This window comes from Thalassospira australica, assembly GCF_000763295.1.
GTDB lineage: Bacteria > Pseudomonadota > Alphaproteobacteria > Rhodospirillales > Thalassospiraceae > Thalassospira > Thalassospira australica.
This window is the reverse complement of the sequence record NZ_JRJE01000001.1, coordinates 1-18,335: the sequence shown is the minus strand read 5'-3', so window position 1 is coordinate 18,335 and position 18,335 is coordinate 1. Positions and strand designations below refer to the sequence as shown.

17 protein-coding genes are annotated in these 18,335 nt (G+C 55.6%); 9 read left to right on the top strand and 8 right to left on the bottom strand.

Annotated elements, in window-relative coordinates; translation table 11 throughout:
- Positions 1-5: 5 nt before the first annotated feature.
- The 6 genes from JF44_RS0100085 to JF44_RS0100060 form a co-directional block, all read right to left on the bottom strand.
- Positions 6-1,001 carry an ABC transporter ATP-binding protein gene (locus JF44_RS0100085; RefSeq protein ID WP_033066926.1) on the bottom strand — a complete coding sequence of 332 codons (996 nt, stop codon included), beginning with the start codon at positions 999-1,001 and terminating at the stop codon, positions 6-8.
- On the bottom strand, positions 994-2,091 hold the full coding sequence (locus JF44_RS0100080) for an ABC transporter ATP-binding protein (protein ID WP_033066925.1): 1,098 nt from the start codon (positions 2,089-2,091) through the stop codon (positions 994-996). Before JF44_RS0100080 ends, JF44_RS0100085 begins: the two co-directional genes overlap by 8 nt.
- Positions 2,092-2,094: 3 nt before the next feature.
- Positions 2,095-2,283, bottom strand: coding sequence for a hypothetical protein (locus JF44_RS0100075; protein ID WP_033066924.1), 189 nt, complete (start codon positions 2,281-2,283; stop codon positions 2,095-2,097).
- Positions 2,280-3,218: a carbohydrate ABC transporter permease gene (locus tag JF44_RS0100070; RefSeq protein WP_033066923.1), complete on the bottom strand. Its 939-nt coding sequence runs from the start codon at positions 3,216-3,218 to the stop codon at positions 2,280-2,282. The genes JF44_RS0100075 and JF44_RS0100070 overlap by 4 nt, the downstream gene beginning before the upstream one ends.
- The gene (locus JF44_RS0100065; protein ID WP_202901457.1) at positions 3,215-4,165 is read right to left on the bottom strand and encodes a carbohydrate ABC transporter permease; all 951 of its coding nucleotides are present in this window, start codon (positions 4,163-4,165) and stop codon (positions 3,215-3,217) included. The genes JF44_RS0100070 and JF44_RS0100065 overlap by 4 nt, the downstream gene beginning before the upstream one ends.
- A 117-nt stretch (positions 4,166-4,282) precedes the next feature.
- Entirely contained in the window at positions 4,283-5,605 is a 1,323-nt protein-coding gene (locus tag JF44_RS0100060) for an ABC transporter substrate-binding protein (RefSeq protein ID WP_033066922.1), read from the bottom strand.
- 186 nt (positions 5,606-5,791) lie between these two features.
- Between JF44_RS0100060 and JF44_RS0100055 the strand changes: the two genes are divergently transcribed.
- A complete protein-coding gene (locus tag JF44_RS0100055; RefSeq protein ID WP_033066921.1) occupies positions 5,792-6,814 on the top strand; it encodes a LacI family DNA-binding transcriptional regulator in 1,023 nt (340 codons plus the stop codon).
- A 95-nt stretch (positions 6,815-6,909) separates the two neighbouring features.
- On the opposite strand, the gene JF44_RS0100050 is transcribed toward JF44_RS0100055, so the two are convergent.
- Entirely contained in the window at positions 6,910-7,611 is a 702-nt protein-coding gene (locus tag JF44_RS0100050) for a GntR family transcriptional regulator (RefSeq protein WP_033066920.1), read from the bottom strand.
- Positions 7,608-8,981: a formimidoylglutamate deiminase gene (locus JF44_RS0100045; protein WP_033066919.1), complete on the bottom strand. Its 1,374-nt coding sequence runs from the start codon at positions 8,979-8,981 to the stop codon at positions 7,608-7,610. The genes JF44_RS0100050 and JF44_RS0100045 overlap by 4 nt, the downstream gene beginning before the upstream one ends.
- Before the next feature lie 82 nt (positions 8,982-9,063).
- Here JF44_RS0100045 and hutI point away from each other — a divergent pair, with 82 nt between their 5' ends.
- The 8 genes from hutI to JF44_RS0100005 all read left to right on the top strand — a co-directional run bounded on the left by hutI (position 9,064) and on the right by JF44_RS0100005 (position 18,187).
- The gene (hutI, locus tag JF44_RS0100040) at positions 9,064-10,266 is read left to right on the top strand and encodes an imidazolonepropionase (protein WP_033066918.1); all 1,203 of its coding nucleotides are present in this window, start codon (positions 9,064-9,066) and stop codon (positions 10,264-10,266) included.
- Between the two features lie 62 nt (positions 10,267-10,328).
- A complete protein-coding gene (hutH, locus tag JF44_RS0100035) occupies positions 10,329-11,870 on the top strand; it encodes a histidine ammonia-lyase (protein ID WP_033066917.1) in 1,542 nt (513 codons plus the stop codon).
- Between the two features lie 2 nt (positions 11,871-11,872).
- Positions 11,873-12,676, top strand: coding sequence for an N-formylglutamate deformylase (hutG, locus tag JF44_RS0100030; protein WP_033066916.1), 804 nt, complete (start codon positions 11,873-11,875; stop codon positions 12,674-12,676).
- Positions 12,673-14,349, top strand: coding sequence for a urocanate hydratase (hutU, locus tag JF44_RS0100025; RefSeq protein WP_033066915.1), 1,677 nt, complete (start codon positions 12,673-12,675; stop codon positions 14,347-14,349). Before hutG ends, hutU begins: the two co-directional genes overlap by 4 nt.
- A 77-nt stretch (positions 14,350-14,426) precedes the next feature.
- Positions 14,427-15,521: a TRAP transporter substrate-binding protein gene (locus JF44_RS0100020; RefSeq protein ID WP_033066914.1), complete on the top strand. Its 1,095-nt coding sequence runs from the start codon at positions 14,427-14,429 to the stop codon at positions 15,519-15,521.
- Positions 15,522-15,583: 62 nt separating this feature from the next.
- The gene (locus JF44_RS0100015) at positions 15,584-16,105 is read left to right on the top strand and encodes a TRAP transporter small permease subunit (protein ID WP_033066913.1); all 522 of its coding nucleotides are present in this window, start codon (positions 15,584-15,586) and stop codon (positions 16,103-16,105) included.
- Between the two features lie 2 nt (positions 16,106-16,107).
- A complete protein-coding gene (locus JF44_RS0100010; protein ID WP_033067031.1) occupies positions 16,108-17,655 on the top strand; it encodes a TRAP transporter large permease in 1,548 nt (515 codons plus the stop codon).
- Between the two features lie 103 nt (positions 17,656-17,758).
- Positions 17,759-18,187, top strand: coding sequence for a dehydroquinate synthase/iron-containing alcohol dehydrogenase family protein (locus tag JF44_RS0100005; protein WP_033066912.1), 429 nt, complete (start codon positions 17,759-17,761; stop codon positions 18,185-18,187).
- Positions 18,188-18,335 lie beyond the last annotated feature (148 nt).

Below are 18,335 nucleotides of genomic sequence, written 5' to 3'. Positions count from 1 at the left end.
CTCCTTCAGGCCACCCGGGCGCCGTCAGCGCCAAAGTAGAATGGTTTCCGGGGACTGATCTTGACGATGTCTCCGGTTTTAAGTTCGGTATGGGCATCTGTAACCGTGATCAGGTCATGGGACTTGAACGTCAAATGAAGCCGGGTTTGATCCCCAAGATGTTCCACCCGCTGAACAAAGCTTTCCTCGCCCTCGCCCTGAATGATTTGTTCAGGACGCAGTCCGATTTTCGCAGCACCACTGGGGGCACCGGCAAAAACATCTGCTGGCAGAACATTGATCCGGGGCAAACCAAGACGACTTGCCGCATAAATGCTGACCGGATCTTCATAGATTTCACGCGGTGCACCGAACTGAACCAGCCGCCCCTGATCAAGAACCCCGACATGGGTTGCCATGGTCATGGCTTCGATCTGATCATGGGTGACGTACAAAAGCGTCGCACCGGAATCTGCCTGAATGGATTTCAGCTCGACCCGAAGATCTGCACGCAGCTTGGCATCAAGCGAACTGAGCGGCTCATCCATCAGATAGACCGTTGGTTTGCGAACCAGCGCACGCCCGATCGACACACGCTGCATCTCACCACCCGATAGTTCGGTCGCCTTGTTATCAAGCTTGTGGCTGATCTGCAAAATCTCGGCGATTTCATCGACCTTGCGTTTGATCTGATCCTGCGGTGTTTTCAGGATCGGCGATTTCAACGGGAACTCCAGATTGTCGCGTACCGTCATATGCGGATAAAGCGAATATTGCTGAAAGACCATCGCGACATCGCGCTGGGCTGGCGTCAGCCCGGCCATGTCACGCCCACCGATCATGACCTGTCCGGCATCAGGCTTATCAAGGCCTGAGACCATCCGAAGTGTCGTGGTTTTCCCTGCCCCGGTCGGGCCAAGAAGCACGACAAAGGATCCATCGGGAATGGTCATTGTCACGTCATCAAGTGCCACATCCGCGCCAAAGCGCTTGCTGACACCGGTTAAGCATACCTCAGCCATGTCCGAGCACTCCTTCATTCCCTTGTGAACGCAATGCCTTGCCATGTTGCTTATCGAACAATGTGATTGTTCTCGGATCAAACCGCAGACCAATCAGCTGCCCGTTGGTCACAACTTCATGACTGGGGACACGCGCCTTTAACAGACCATTTGGCGTATCAAAGGTGACGATTTGCGTGGTGCCAAGATACTCGGTCGCAGTCACCCGACCACGATAGGGCGCGTCATCATCAAAACCCACATGTTCGGGGCGCACACCAAAGGTCAATTTGCCGTTTGCTCCCTCGCGGCTTTGCGGCACTTCCATCGGAACATCGTTTAACCGCACCTCTGTGCCGCCGGTGCCGATCATTCCTTCGAACTCAAGGAAGTTCATCGGCGGCGATCCGATAAATTCGGCGACAAAACGGGTGGCTGGCCAGTCATAGATGTCCTGGGGAACGCCAAACTGTTCGACAACGCCATGGTTCATGACAACGATCTTGTCGCCCATTTGCATGGCTTCAAGCTGATCATGGGTGACGTAAACCGTGGTTGCCCCCATCCGGTCATGCAGGGCACGAAGTTCTTCGGCCATATGTTCGCGGAACTCGGCATCAAGTGCGCCAAGCGGCTCGTCCATGAAGAAGGCCTTGGGATCGCGGACAATCGCCCGCCCCAACGCAACCCGCTGACGGTCCCCGCCAGACAACCCGCCGACAGGACGGTCAAGGATGTTTGTAATGCCAAGAATTTCGGCCACTTCGCCAACCTTGTTTTTGATGTCGGCTGATTTCATCCCCTGACTTTTCAGAGGATAGCTGATGTTTCCGCGAACATTCATATGCGGATACAGCGCAAACATCTGAAAAACAAAAGCAATATCGCGCTGGCTGGCGGGCTTTTGGCCGACCTCTTCACCATCAATATAGATTTCGCCCCGCGTTGGCAGTTCAAGCCCGGCCATCATGCGCAGCGTTGTTGTCTTGCCACAGCCAGACGGCCCCAGCAGCATGAAAAATTCACCGTCTTCAATCGTAAAGCTTGAAGACTGAACTGCCGTAAACGCCCCGAAATCCTTACGCACGTTTTCAATTCTAATCTGTGCCATGGGTTACTCCGGGAAGTGGCTGACGATGATGAACATGACTGTTCCAATCAGCGTGGTAATGAAGGAATAGGTGTACAGCGTGATCGCAAACGGTTGCATCAGCATGGCAACACCCAGCGCAATAAGCACCGATGCCACCATTTCCCATGGACCACGGCGCAGCCGAAGAAGGTTATGGATGAAATCACTCATTTGCGTACGGCTCCAAACGTGATCCCGCGCAAAAGATGCTTGCGCAACAGGATGGTGAAGACCATGACCGGAACAAGGAAGATGGTCGCCCCTGCGGCAACCGCAGGCCAGTCCTTGCCACCGACACCGATGATTGTCGGAATAAACGGCGGTGCGGTCTGAGCCGTGCCAGACGTCAGCAAGACTGCAAACGCATATTCGTTCCACGCAAAGATCAGGCAAAAGATTGCCGTCGATGCAATGCCCGTGGCCGCCTGTGGCAGAACCACCTTGTAGAAGGCCTGAAAACGGGTATAGCCATCAATGAGGGCGGCTTCTTCATACTCGATCGGGATTTCATCAATGAACCCCTTAAGCAGCCAAACCGACAATGACAGGTTCACACCGGTATAAAGCAGGATCATCCCCAGATGCGTGTCATTCAGACCCAAATTTCTGAACATCAAAAAGATCGGAATGGCGACAGCAATCGGCGGCATCATCCGCGTTGACAGGATAAAGAACAGCAAATCGTCCTTGAGCGGCACGCGAAAACGACTGAACGCATAGGCCGCAGCCGTGCCAAGGATCATACAAAGTGCGGTCGAACCAAACCCGATAACCACCGAGTTCAGAAACCGTTCGCCATAGCGCGACGGACCACTGATCACGGTTCCCTGATCACGTGCAATTTCCTCGTACCAGGTTTCGGGTTCGCCTGCCGCTTCAAGCATATCCTCGGTCGCGCGGGTACGCTCGGTAAACAGGTTTACATATCCCTCCATTGATGGCTCAAACACCACCTTTGGCGGATAGGCAATAGAATCAGCGGGGGATTTGAACCCGGTCGCAATGATCCACAGCAAGGGTGCTATCGTCACCAGGGCATAGCCAACAACAAGGACCCCGGCGAACCATTTGGTTCCCTTATTTGGTTCTGTAACAGAAAAACTCATCTTTCTTTTACCTTGTTGAGGGCTTTGACATAGATCGACGCAAGGCCAAACACCGTCACAAACAGGATGACGGCATAGGCCGACGAATAGCCGGTCCGCCATTTTTCAAAGGCTTCACGCTTGAGATCGATTGACGTCAATGTCGTCGTGTTTCCCGGTCCACCGCCCGTAAGCTGGACCACAAGGTCGAACATCTTGAAATTCTCAATCCCGCGAAACAGCACGGCCAGCATCAGGAACGGCAAGACCATCGGAACGGTAATCGTCCAGAATTGTCGCCATTTCGACGCCCGGTCACATTCGGCAGCTTCATAGATGCTGCCCGGGATTGATCGTAGACCTGCCAGACAGATCAGCATCACAAACGGCGTCCACATCCAGGTATCGGCGATCACAATCGCCCAAGGTGCAAGATGGACATCACCAATCATCGAAAAGCTTGCCGGGTCCGCGCCGGTAAAGAAGGCGATGACATAATTGAACAAGCCGATTTGTGGCTGATACAGGAACGTCCAGAAATTGCCGACCACCGCTGGCGACAACATCATCGGAAAGACGATGATCGTCGTCCAAAGGTCGTTGCCCTTGAATTTCTTGTTGATCAGGAAAGCCAGCATGAAACCGATCAGAACCTGCAAAACGATGGTCCAGATCAGAAAATGGGCTGTTGCCTGCATCGTGTTCCAGATATCAGAATCTGTCAGGATGCGTTCGTAGTTGCGTAACCCCACCCAATCAACATCACGGTTGGGACGGTTTACACGACTGTTGGTAAAACTGAGCCAGACGGTCCAGATCAGCGGAAAGATGTTAATCGCCAGCAACAGGAAGATTGTTGGGGCGACAAATATCCACGCGATACTGCGGTCCGACAGGCCACGAATGTGCCGCGCCACGTTATCTGGTGTCGCACTGGCGATCTTTTCGATCGGAGTATTCTTCATCATGGATGCCCTTGGCCATGCGGCGGCGCCACACGGTCTATGCTTGGTCAGGGAAGGTCCCGGCGCAACTATCCATCACACCGGGACCGGTCCAAAGCCGGTCGTCGTCACCTAAACGACTTAAAGCTTGCCTTCATCTTCGAAGATTTCGATCCAGTCCTTGACCAGATCATCAAGCGCTTCCTTTGCCGTGCCGTCGCCGGCAACAACATAGTTATGGACGCGCTCCTGCATCGACAAAAGCAGATCGGCATAAGCAGGCTCCGCCCAGAAATCCTTCACGATTGCCATGCTATCAAGGAAGGTCTGTGCATAGGGCTGGCTGCTGGCAAAACCGGGATCCTCGACCACGGCACGGAGCGCCGAATAGCCACCAAGTTCCCACCAGCGGTTCTGAATTTCAGGCTGGGCGAACCACTGGATGTATTCAAGTGCCGCGTCCTGCTTTTCAGAATAGGCAACCACCGAAATCCCCTGCCCGCCAAGCTGGGCATATTGTCCTGCAGGGCCTGCAGGATTGGGGAAGTACCCGGATTTTCCACCACCAACATTCGGATCGGCTTCAACACCTGGCCAGATAAAGGCAAAGTTCATCTGAAGCGCAACCTGACCGGATTTATAGGCATCGATATTTTCGCCCATATACCAGTTCGAGGAACCCGGGGGTGTCGCGGTATCGTAAAGTTCCTTGTAGTATTCAAGCCCCGCGACGGCCCCGTCAGAGTTGACAAACCCGTCAACGTCATAGGGCTGATCCGGGTTTTCATACTGGAAGCCATAGTTATAGAGCGCGTTGGTAACGCCCATGGTGATGCCTTCGGAGCCACGCTCGGTATAGATCGCCGCACCGTAAACCGTGTTGCCATCAATTTCCCGTCCCTGGAAGAACTGCGCAATATCTTTCAGCTCTTCAAGAGTTTCCGGCACGCCCAATTCGCGGCCGTATTTTGCCTTGAACTCTTCGCGGATTTCCGGACGTTCGAACCAGTCTTTGCGATAGGTCCAGCCGACCACATCCCCAAACGCAGGCAGGGCATAATAGTTTGGTGTGTTTTTGGGCCATTCGGCATATCCGGTAACGGTCGCCGGAATAAAGTCGCCCATATCAATGCCATTGGCATCAAAGAAGTCGTTCAGTTTGACGTAGTGACCATTTTCGGCACCCCCGCCAATCCACTGGCTATCGCCAATCATCAAATCACAAAGCTGACCACCTGAATTCAGCTCATTAAGCATGCGATCGGCAAATGAGGTCCACGGCACAAACTCGAAGCTCATGTTGTGGCCGCTTTTGGCTTCAAAATCCTTGGAAAGCTCGACAAGCGCATTTGCCGGGTCCCAAGCCGCCCAGCACAAGGTCAGATCTTCGGCAGCAGCTGCTGTCGGAAGCGAACCGGCGACGATTGCGGACGCAATAACCGCCTTCAAAGGTATCGATTTCATTTTGTTTTTCCTCCCATTGGAAAGTCGCGGCTTTTTAGCGACTGCGACACTTCTACCACAAGTTTTTGAGGTACGCACCTCAAAAACAGTATTTTTTGCGGTACGTACCTCAAATTTCTTGCAGAGACGCCTTAGATAGTTAAGGGTAAGATAAGAAAAACAGACCGACTTGGGCCTTCAAAACCAATGAGACCGACCACAAAAGACCTTGCAAAGGCAGCCGGTGTAAGCCTTGCGACGGTTGACCGCGTACTGAACGGACGCAGCGGCGTGCGCCAGAAAACCGTTGACGCGGTTAATGAGGCAATCACGCGCATTGGCTTTGAACGCAATCAGGTTGCCGCCACCCTCGCCCGCCAGCGCGGGTATCGCTTTGGCTTTGTCGTGCCGCGTTCCGGTGATGAATTCCTAAGCGTCATCGTCAAGCATATCTCGGAATTTGATCAGGCCAGCCGGGCCGAAATGATCCAGACCAAGATCGTGCGCATTGATGAGCACGACCCGCATCGCGCGGCCAGAACACTGTCACGCCTGTCTGCGGATGAATATGACGGCATTGCCATCATGGCACCGGAAACCCCGCAAATTCGTGATGCGCTTTATCGTATGCGCGAACGCGGCATACAGACCGTCGCCATTATCTCCAACCAGCAGGAAGAAGACGACCAATCCTTTGTCGGCATCGATAACGTTGCCGCCGGGGCAACTGCCGGGCGTCTTATGGCCCGTTTTCTTGGCAACCGTTCGGGGGATATTCTTGTTCTTGCCGAAACCATGCAATCGCGTGACAGCCTTGAACGGCGACTTGGCTTTGACCGGGTGATGAGCCCTGGCTACCCGCAATTCCATGCATTGCCGACCCTTGAGACACATGGTTACCCGGAACGCACCAACCTTGTTTTAAAAAACGCACTTGCCGCCCATCCCGACATAGTCGGCCTATACATCATGGGGTCCGAGGCACGCGCAGCAATTGAATGCGCCCGGCAACTAAAACCCGACGGGAAACTCATCACCATTGCCCATGAACGCACCCCGTCGACCGAACAGGCATTGCGCGACAACACGCTTGATGCACTGATCAATCAGGACCCGGGCCATATCGTGCGCAGCGCCATTCGCACCCTCAGGGCCAAATGCGAAAACCGTGAAACACTGGCTTCACAGGAACGCATCCGAATTGAAATTCTTATTTCCGAAAATTTGTAGCGCCACACATCAGACCACCGTCCGATAACAGCGCCCCCAAGACACAAGCCACAGGAAAACAGCGATGCAATCACCGTCTTGACGTTCGGAGAGGGTCAGATCGCGGAATGCTTGCGATATCCGGGCGCGAACAGCAGTCGGGCCGATGTGATTCCGGTTTCATTTTCCCACGTGGTACGTTCCATCAAAAACAGCGACGTCCCCGGATCGGTGCGCAGGATTCTGGCTTCGGCCTCGGTCGCATTGACCGCAGAAAAATAGATGTCCCCACGCGTATAAGGCGCATGCAGGACCAGCCATTCATTGGCACTGATCTCATCAAGGTCGGCTTCCAAGATCGCCGGTGTTGCCGCAACCGACACCCAGCGGTCTTCGAACATGAACGGCTTGCCATCGGCCAGATGCAGGGACGTGATATGCAGCATGTCGCTGTCTGCGGTCACACAAAGATTGGCACAAATTTCCGGCGGCGGTGTGCGCCGTTCGCTAAACAACAGGCCATAGGCATATTTCTGCCCGCGCCCTTCGATTTCAAGACGGATCACCGGGATATCAAGCTTGGCGCGCCGCACCGGATGAGCCGCCACCCTTGTGCCCGCCTTGCGCCTGCGATCAAGGAACCCTTCGGACGCCAGTTCACGCAACGCCCGGTTCACGGTCGCGCGTGCGCAGCCAAGTTGCTCGGCAAGCTCAACTTCCTTGGGGATCTGATCGCCGGGTTTCCATTCACGGGTGTGAATGCGGCGCAAAACCTCGTCATGGACCGACTGCCAGTTTTTTTGTTGCGGGCTGTTCACACCGCTTCCTTGAGTTGTTCCATCACTTTGCGATACCGGTTCGTGATCGCGTCATGGGCGATGTGGCGGCCCTCGGTCACGACATGGCGACCGGCCGACCAGACATCACGCACAATACGATCATCTCCGGCGAAGATATATGTATCGAGGATCGTATCGCCTGTCCGGCCGATAAGGTCAACCACAGAACCGTCAAGCGCCATCAAATCGGCCAGTGCACCGACCTCGATCCGGCCTGCGTCGCGACCTGCGGCCTGCGCCCCGCCCTTGGCGACATCCTCATAGATACGACGTGCGGTCGATTTTTCCGCAGTCGCCAATGCCGCACGCGAATTGTCGCGCAGGCGCTGGCTGTATTCCAGCGTGCGCAGTTCCTCGGACAATGAAATGCGGATGTTGGAATCCGATCCCACACCAATGATGCCACCGGCATTCAGATACCGCACGCCATCAAAAATGCCATCGCCAAGGCTGCTTTCGGTGATCGGGCACAGGCCCGCAACCGCACCGGTTTTGGCAAGACCAAGGGTTTCGTGTTCTTGCATCTGGGTGCAGTGGATCAGACACCAGTTCGCATTGACATCGGCATTTTCCAGCAACCATTCAGTCGGACGCTTGCCCCAGCTTTCCTTGACCTCATCGACCTCGGCCAGTTGTTCGGCCAGATGCATATGGATCGGGCCATCCTTGGAAAGCCTAGCGGTCGCGATCAGGTCTTCACGGCCAACAGCGCGCAGGGAATGCGGTGCAACCCCCAGAACAGTATCAGACGGCAGGTTTTGAATGGCGCGTGCTGTTTCCTCATACAATTTGGCGAACTGTTCGGAATCATTGCCAAACCGGATTTGCCCCGGCCCCAGCGGGCGCTTGTCGCAGCCGCCATATTGGTAATGAACCGGCAGCATGGTCAGGCCAATGCCGGTGATTTCTGTTGCTGCGGCAATGCGTTCGGCCATCTCGGCGATATTGTCATACAAATGCCCGCCGGGGCGGTGATGCAGGTAATGGAACTCGGTATTATTGGCGTAACCGGCTTCCAACATCTCCATCTGAACAAAGGCGGCGATGGCTTCGACATGATCCGGGGTCAATTGATCAAGGAAACGGAACATCAACTGCCGCCAGGTCCAGAAGGTATCACGTGGATCTGGCCCACGCTTTTCCGTCAGGCCCGCCATGGAACGCTGAAATGCGTGGCTGTGCAGGTTTGAAACCGCCGGAAGCAGAATATCGGTGCGGGTGGTTGCGCCAGAAGGCTGTTGGGAATCGGCCTGAATCGCTGCAATTCTGCCGCTTTCATCAATCTCGATGCGGACATCCTGTTGCCAGCCTGCCGTCGTAAGTGCCTGTTTTGCCCAAAGAACCGTCATTGCCTCTACCCGTCTTGACAGAAATAATATGTACGCACATATTATCTTTAATAACAAACTTATCAAGGGGTGATGCTTCGTCATGTTGTTGACAAATGCACAAATCGTCACAGTCGATGATAACGGTGGCTATGGCCTGATTGCGCGCGGTGCGCTGGCAATCAAGGATGGCCTGATCGATTGGGTCGGCACAGATGATGCGATCCCCGCCAAATATCTTGATGGCCCCACCCGCGATCTTGAAGGTCGTCTGATCACCCCGGCCTTGATTGATTGCCACACCCATGTGGTGCATGGCGGCGACCGTGCGGTTGAATTTGAGATGCGCCTTAAAGGAGCAAGCTACGAAGAAGTGGCGCGCGCCGGTGGCGGCATCGTTTCGACGGTTTCCGCCACCCGTGAGGCAACGATTGAAGACCTTCTGACCACGGCCTTGCCGCGTGTCGATGCGCTGCTGGCAGAGGGTGTTTCGGTGATTGAAGTCAAATCAGGGTACGGCCTGAACGAAGAGACCGAACTTAATATGCTGCGTGCGGCGCGCAAGATCGCCGATCACCGTGCGGTGCGGGTCAAGACCACCTTCTTGGGCGCACATGCCGTGCCCACCGAATATAAAGACAATCCCGACAGCTATATTGATGATGTCTGCATCCCGACCCTGAAAAAGGCGCACGCCGAAGGGCTGGTTGATGCGGTTGACGGTTTTTGTGAAGGCATTGCCTTTGATACCGATCAGATCAAACGTGTATTTGATGTCGCGCGCGACCTTGGCCTCCCGGTCAAACTGCATGCCGAACAACTTTCAAACATCGGCGGCACCAAACTGGCGGCAGCTTATGGTGCGCTTTCGGTTGATCACATCGAATACGCTACCGAAGAAGACGCGATTGACATGGCCAAATCCGGCTCGGTCGCGGTTTTGCTGCCCGGTGCATTTTACACCCTGCATGAAACGCAACTGCCGCCGATTGCTGCATTTCGCAAACATGGTGTGCCGATGGCCATTGCCACCGATTGCAATCCGGGCTCATCGCCACTGGCATCGATCCTTTTGACCATGAACATGTCCTGCACGCTGTTCCGTCTGACGCCGGAAGAAGCCTTGGTTGGCGCGACCGCCCATGCGGCACGCGCACTTGGCCTGACGGATACCGGGCGGATCAAGCCGGGGCTTCGCGCCGATCTTGCCATCTGGAACGCCAAACACCCGGCCGAGCTTGCATACCGCATCGGGTTCAACCCGCTGTTCGAACGCATTCTGGCGGGCGAAAGTACTGCTGCATAACCAAACGACCATACCAACGCGTCACTGCGCCACCGCATCAACACGTGCCCAGAGGATAGAACATGACTGTCACCCTTATCCCCGCTTCGGTCAAACTGGCAGAGCTTGAACACATCTGGCGCGACCAGGTTCCGGTCAAACTTGACCCAGCTGCACGTGCCGGTGTGGAAGCCGCAAGCGAGATGGTGCGTAAGGCCGCCGATGGTGAAGAAGCGGTGTATGGCGTAAATACCGGCTTTGGCAAGCTGGCCTCGGTCAAGATTGCCCCGGAAGATACCGAAACCCTGCAACGCAACCTGATCCTGAGCCATTGCTGTGGCGTTGGCGAGCCGCTTGACGGCGCGACCACGCGTTTGATGATGGCGCTTAAACTGCTTTCGCTTGGTCGCGGCGCATCAGGGGTGCGCTGGGATGTCATTGACCTGATCGAAGGCATGCTGGCCAAGGGTGTGACACCGGTTGTCCCATCACAAGGATCGGTCGGTGCGTCAGGCGATCTGGCACCGCTTGCACATATGGCAGCGGTCATGATCGGTGCGGGCGAAGCCGTGTATGAAGGCGCGACAATGGCCGGTGGTGACGCCCTTGCCAAGGCAGGTTTGACGCCAGTGGTACTTGGCCCGAAAGAGGGCCTTGCCCTGATCAACGGTACGCAGTTTTCAACCGCCTGCGCGCTGGTCGGGCTGTTTTCGGCATGGCGGAATGCAGCAAGTTCGATTGTGACCGCATCGCTTTCGACCGATGCCATCATGGGATCAACCGCCCCGCTGGTTGATGAAATTCATACACTGCGTGGTCATCCGGGCCAGATCAATGTCGCACGTGCGATGCGCGATCTGATGGCGGGTTCGGAAATCCGCGAAAGCCACCGCGAAGGTGATACCCGTGTTCAAGACCCATACTGCATCCGCTGCCAGCCGCAGGTCACCGGGGCGGCCATGGATTTGCTGCGCTTTGCCGGTCAGACGCTTGAGATCGAAGCCAATGCGGTTACCGACAATCCCCTTGTTCTCAAGGAAGACGGTCGCATTGTTTCGGGCGGGAACTTCCACGCCGAACCGGTTGCCTTTGCCGCCGATCAGATCGCGCTTGCAATTGCCGAGATCGGGGCGATTGCCCAGCGCCGTGTTGCACTGATGGTTGATCCGACCCTGTCGCATGACCTGCCGCCGTTCCTGACCCCGGAGCCGGGCCTGAATTCCGGCCTGATGATTGCCGAGGTCACCACAGCAGCCCTGATGAGCGAAAACAAACATCTGGCCAACCCGTGTTCAACCGACAGCACACCGACCAGCGCCAATCAGGAAGACCATGTGTCGATGGCCGCCCACGGGGCGCTGCGCCTGAAACGGATGAATGCCAACCTGTCAAACATTCTGGGCGTTGAACTGATCTGTGCTGCACAGGGTGTCGAATTCCGGGCCCCGCTTAAAACCAGTGCGGGTCTGCAAAATGTCCTTGCGACCGTACGCAAGGACATCCCGAGTGTCGATCAGGACCGTTACATGGCACCGGACCTTGCCAAGGCCGGGGGGCTGGTTAGTGACGGAACACTTGTCAGCGCAGCCAAGCTGTCTGGCTTTGTTGTCGGGGGAAATGCATAACCATGACCGATCCGGTTGAAATCAAACGCGGTGACAGCCCGATTGTTTTGGGCCTGCCCCATACCGGCACATATGTCCCCGACGACATTGCCGCAAAACTAAATGACCGTGGCCGCGAGCTGGCCGATACGGACTGGCATATCCATACGCTGTATGACGGATTGCTTCATGGTGTCACCACCGTGCGCGCAACGTTCCATCGTTATGTGATTGATGCCAACCGTGATCCCGAAGGTGTCAGCCTTTATCCCGGTCAGAACACGACAACCCTTGTGCCGTTGACCGACTTTGACGGTGAAAACATCTGGGACGTGGCACCGACCGAAGATGATATCACCCATCGGGCGGCAACTTTCCACGCGCCCTATCATCAGGCGCTGGCGGCCGAGCTTGAACGTGTACGCGCCAAGCATGGGGTGGCGATCCTGTATGATTGCCATTCGATCCGTTCAAACATTCCTTTCCTGTTTGACGGCACCCTGCCGGATTTCAATATCGGCACAAATCTTGGCGCGACATGTGACCCGATGATTGAAACCCTGACCAGCGATATCTGTTCGCAGGCCGAGGGATATAGCGCGGTTCTGAACGGGCGTTTCAAGGGTGGCTGGACCACACGCCATTATGGCCAACCGGACATCAATCAGCACGCCATCCAGATGGAACTGGCGCAATCAACCTATCTGACGGCTGAGGCAGCGCCTTGGACCTATGACGAAAGCCGTGCGGCAAAATTGCGCACGCACCTTACTGAAATCCTGAAGACACTGGCCGATTTGGCCCCAGCACTAAGAGGCAAGTCATGACCAACAATCCGCGTCACAATCAACGTGACATCTATCCGGACACCGGGACCGAGATTTCAGCCAAAAGCTGGCTGACTGAAGCGCCGATGCGTATGCTGATGAACAACCTGCATCCCGATGTTGCCGAGAACCCGCATGAGCTTGTGGTCTATGGCGGCATTGGCCGTGCGGCGCGCACCTGGAAGGATTTCGATCAAATCGTTGCCAGCCTCAAGGAACTCGAAGACGACCAGACCCTTCTGGTGCAGTCGGGCAAGCCGGTTGGCGTTTTCCGCACGCACAAGGATGCGCCGCGTGTCTTGATTGCGAACTCCAACCTTGTACCGCATTGGGCCAATTGGGATCACTTCAACGAACTCGATAAAAAGGGTCTGGCGATGTACGGCCAGATGACCGCAGGTTCGTGGATCTATATCGGATCACAGGGCATCGTTCAGGGCACTTATGAAACCTTTGTCGAGGCCGGCCGCCAGCATTACGGTGGTGACCTTAAAGGCAAATGGATCCTGACCGGTGGTCTTGGCGGCATGGGTGGCGCACAGCCGTTGGCCGCTGTCATGGCCGGGGCTTGCTGCTTGGCCGTTGAGTCCGATGAAACCCGTGCAGATTTCCGTCTGCGCACCCGTTATGTCGATGAAAAAACCCATTCGCTGGACGAAGCACTGGAAATGATCGACCGCTGGACCAAGGCAGGCGAAGCAAAGTCCGTTGCCCTGATTGGCAATGCGGCGGATGTGTTCCCGGAACTGGTCAAACGTGGTGTCCGCCCGGATATCGTGACCGATCAGACATCCGCCCACGATCCTGTGCATGGTTACCTGCCGCAAGGCTGGAGTGTTGCCGAATGGCGCGAAAAACAGGAATCCGATCCCAAGGCCGTTTCAAAGGCTGCACGTGCATCGATGCGTGTTCAGGTCGAAGCCATGGTCGCCTTCCATGAAGCGGGTATTCCGACGGTCGATTACGGCAACAACATTCGTCAGATGGCGTTGGAAGAAGGGTTGGAGAACGCATTCGCCTTCCCGGGGTTTGTTCCGGCCTATATCCGCCCGCTGTTCTGCAAGGGCATCGGCCCGTTCCGTTGGGCCGCCCTTTCGGGTGATCCCGAGGACATTTACAAGACCGACCAAAAGGTCAAGGAACTGATCCCCGATGATCCGCACCTGCATAACTGGCTGGACATGGCGCGCGAGCGTATTTCGTTCCAGGGGCTTCCGGCGCGTATTTGCTGGGTCGGTCTGGGGCAGCGCCATCGTCTTGGCATGGCGTTCAACGAAATGGTCAAGAATGGTGAACTGAAAGCCCCGGTGGTGATCGGTCGTGACCATCTTGATAGTGGTTCGGTCGCAAGCCCGAACCGCGAGACTGAGTCGATGAAAGATGGCTCGGATGCGGTCAGTGACTGGCCGCTGCTTAATGCGCTGCTGAATACGGCATCGGGGGCCACCTGGGTCTCGTTGCATCATGGCGGCGGTGTCGGAATGGGCTTTTCGCAGCATTCCGGCATGGTGATTTGTTGTGACGGCACAGAAGATGCCGCACGCAGGGTCGAACGCGTCCTTTGGAACGATCCGGCAACCGGTGTGATGCGTCATGCCGATGCGGGATATGACATCGCACTGGATTGCGCACGGGAAAACGGGCTGAACCTGCCCGGTATTCTTGGCAAATAAGTAAAACTCTCATGTGGGGGCAGTGACGATTGCCCCTGCTCCGCCCAATCAGGGTACAATCAAGGAGGCTTCTTATCATGAAAAGACGTGAATTTTTGACCGCCGGTGTTGCCGGCGCAGGTGCAGCAGCCGCGGCGACATTTGCAACGCCTGCCATCGCCCAGGACAAACGGCAATGGAACATGGTCACCGCATGGCCGAAAAACCTGCCTGGGCCGGGTGTTGCGGCACAGAAACTGGCAGATCGTATCACCATCCTTTCGGGCGGTCGCCTTGAAGTCAAATTGCATGCGGCAGGCGAACTTGTCCCGGGACGTGGCGTGTTTGACGCCGTTTCCGAAGGCACAGCCGAGCTGTATCATGCGGTTCCCGCCTATTGGGGATCGAAATCCAAGGGCATCCTTCTGTTTGGTTCGCAGCCGTTTGGCCTGCGTGCCGATGAACAGGTTGGCTGGCTGACCTATGGCGGCGGTCAGGAACTCTATGACGAAATTTATGGCCAATTCGGCCTGAAGCCGTTCCTGTGCGGGAACTCCGGCCCGCAGTGGGCAGGCTGGTTCCGCGATGAAATCAAGTCGGCTGATGACCTTAAGGGTCTTAAATTCCGGACCACCGGTCTGGCATCCGAGATGTGTTCCAAACTTGGCATGGCGGTTCAGGCCATGGGCGGTCGTGACATGTTCCAGGCCCTGCAGTCGGGTGCACTGGATGCCGGTGAGTTCATCGGTCCTTGGACGGACAGCGCGCTTGGCTTCTATCAGGTTGCCAAGAACTACTACTGGCCGGGTGTTGGCGAGCCGTCCTCGGCAGAGGAATGTGCGGTTAATGCCAAGGCATTTGCCGATCTGCCCGAAGACCTTCAGGCTGTGGTTAAATTTGCTTGTGACAGTCTTTATAACGAAGTCTGGACCGAGTACGAAACCAACCATGCCAAGGCGTTGCAGAAACTGGTTGCCGAGCAGGACGTTAAAGTTCGCATGCTTCCGGAAGAAGTGATTGACGCCATGGGCAAAGCCGGTGCCGAGGTGATCGCGGATCTGCGCGAAAGCGACGATGCCCTGACCCGCAAGGTCACTGAAAGCTTTGTTGCCTATCGTGACCTGATCGGTGGCTATATGCCGTATGCCGATAACGGTCAGATGAATGCACGCGCCAAAGTGCTCGGCTTCTGATAAAACCGAAAACCGGCGCAGGGAATATCCTGCGCCGGTTGCTTATTTGTCAGGGGAATGACATGGAACGCCTTGCTGATCGGCTTGATCTGGTCAATCACTGGACCGGCATGACGGTGCGCTGGTTTGCGCTGATCATGGTTCTTTTGCAGTTTGCCGTGGTGTTGTTACGCTATGTTTTCGGTTTCAGTTCAATCGCACTGAATGAAAGCGTTCTGTATTTGCATTCCGCTTTGTTCATGTTGGGGGCGGGTTATACGCTGTTGGTTGACGGCCATGTCCGGGTGGACATTTTTTATGCTGCTGCCACCGACAAGACCAAGGCGCGGATCAATACGTTTGGCTATCTGGTTTTGGCGATCCCGTCGATGGTCGCCCTTTTGTATTGGACCTGGCCATCGGTGATCAATTCCATCTCGATGATGGAAGGGGCAATTTCGGTCGGGGGCATTCCCGCCGTATGGCTTTTGAAGTCACTGATCCCTGCCTTTTGCATTCTTTTGATTATTCAATCCCTTGCCTGTTTGCTGAGACAAATCATTGCCTTGCGCAGTGGCGTTGACGACCGGGGTGCGCAAAGCTGATGTTGGAATATCTTGATCTTTTGATGTTTGCCGCCCTGATGGGCTGCATTCTGTTGGGCTTTCCGGTGTCGTTTTCGATTGCCGGAACGGCGGTGATTTTTGGCTATCTCGGCTGGGTCACCGATACGATGAACATCAGCCTGATGGGCGCGTTCGGACAACGGGTATTTGGCACCCTGACCAACGACGTTTTGATCGCCATTCCATTGTTCGTCGTCATGGGGGTCATCCTTGAACGATCGCGCATTGCCGAAGATTTGCTTCAGACCATGGGGCGTCTGTTCGGGCAGTTGCGCGGGGGTTTGGGGATTTCGGTCGTTCTGGTTGGTGCGTTGCTGGCCGCCTCGACCGGGATTGTCGGGGCCACGGTGATTGCCATGGGGATGATTGCGCTGCCGACCATGCTGCGCACCGGCTATAATCCGAAAATGGCATCGGGGCTTGTCTGCACGGCAGGTACGCTGGGCCAGATCATTCCGCCCTCGACCCTTTTGATTATTCTGTCGGACGTGATGTCATCGGCCTATCAGCAGGCCCAGTATGAACAGGGCAAATTCACGATTGAAACCATTTCGGTCGGACAGATATTTGCAGGTGCGCTGATCCCCGGCCTGACACTGGTTGCGATTTATATCCTTTATATCCTGTTGCGCGGGGTGTTTCGCCCCGAAGACATGCCGCCGGTCAAAAGCGATGATGGTCGCCCAGGCATCGGCGAGGTTGCCCGGGCAATTTTGCCACCGGTTCTTCTGATCATTGCCGTTCTGGGGGCCATTCTGGGCGGTGTCGCCACCCCGACCGAAGCCGCATCCGTTGGTGCGATCGGGGCCATGTTGATGGCCGGTGTCCGTCAGGGAGCGAACCGTAATCTGGTTCTGGGCGGGACCGTCGCACTTTTGATTTTGGCCGTGATGGCCGGCGTGGCACCGGTACGGTTCCAGCGCAGCGATCTGACCAGTTTTGATTATGTGCTAGGTGCAGGCTATGTGGTGCTTGCTGTGATCGGGATTGTTGCGATCCTTGCCTGCCTGCGTCAGGCATGGAAAACCGATATTCTGAAATCGGCCCTTACCTCGACCATGACGGTCAGCTCGATGATTTTTGCCACCATCCTGACCGCCAGCATGTTCTCGCTGGTGTTTGTTGGGCTGGGCGGCGAGGAACATGTGGCAGAGATCCTTGAATCCATGCCCGGCGGTCCGACGGGTGCGCTGGTCTTTTGCATGGCGCTGATTTTTGTTTTGGGCTTCTTCCTTGATTTCGTTGAAATCACGGTGATCCTGCTGCCGCTGATTGCGCCGGGATTGATCATGATGGGGCACGATCCGGTCTGGTTGGCCATCCTGATTGCCATCAACCTGCAGACATCGTTCCTGACACCACCCTTTGGGTTCTCGCTGTTTTATCTGCGCAGTGCCGCACCGCCCGAAATCACCACCGGGCAAATCTATCAGGGCGTCATCCCGTTCATCGCCCTTCAGCTGTTTGGCATTTTCGTCATATGGCTATGGCCGTCATTGGCCAACTGGTTACCAAGTGTGGTGTTTTAAACGACCCAAACAAAACGCCGACACAAGGAACGCCCCGGAACTCCGCGGGCGTTCTTTTTTAAATGAGGCACAATGGTTGGGTTCGCACACAGGCTTCACGCAAATGGCATGGCCATCCAATTCACATGCAGACCTTGATGCAGGCGGCATCGCCAAAGCCGGAGCCCTGATGAAGGAACTCGGTGCGCGTTTCCACATCCCGCATGGTCATGCCAATGCGCTGGTTATGGCACAGGTCATCCGGTTCAACCTGCCGGCGGCCAAGACGCTTTATGCCGAACTGGCCCCCTGCCTGATAGAGGGTGTTGATTTCGACAACGAAGACGATGCCGCCGAAGCCTTTGTCAAACGGATCGAGGAAATGGTCCCGGCCAGCGGACTTGAAACCCGTTTGCGCGATCTTGGCGTTACCGAGGAGTCTCTGCCGGAAATGGCAGAAGAAGTCTTTACCAAGATCCACCGCCTGATTGACAGCAACCCCTGCGATATGACTGCCAAGGAAATCGAGGCAATCTATCGCGAGGTCTATTGACCAGAATAAGATATGCGAAACAAAAAAACGGTGCCTTGATTGAGGCACCCAGACTGCTGACGAACCCCGTCTTTAAGAGGCGGGGTTTTGTTTTTGGAGCGAGATGTTTCTTTTTTGGGGGCTGCAGGATAACGCCGGATTTATGCGA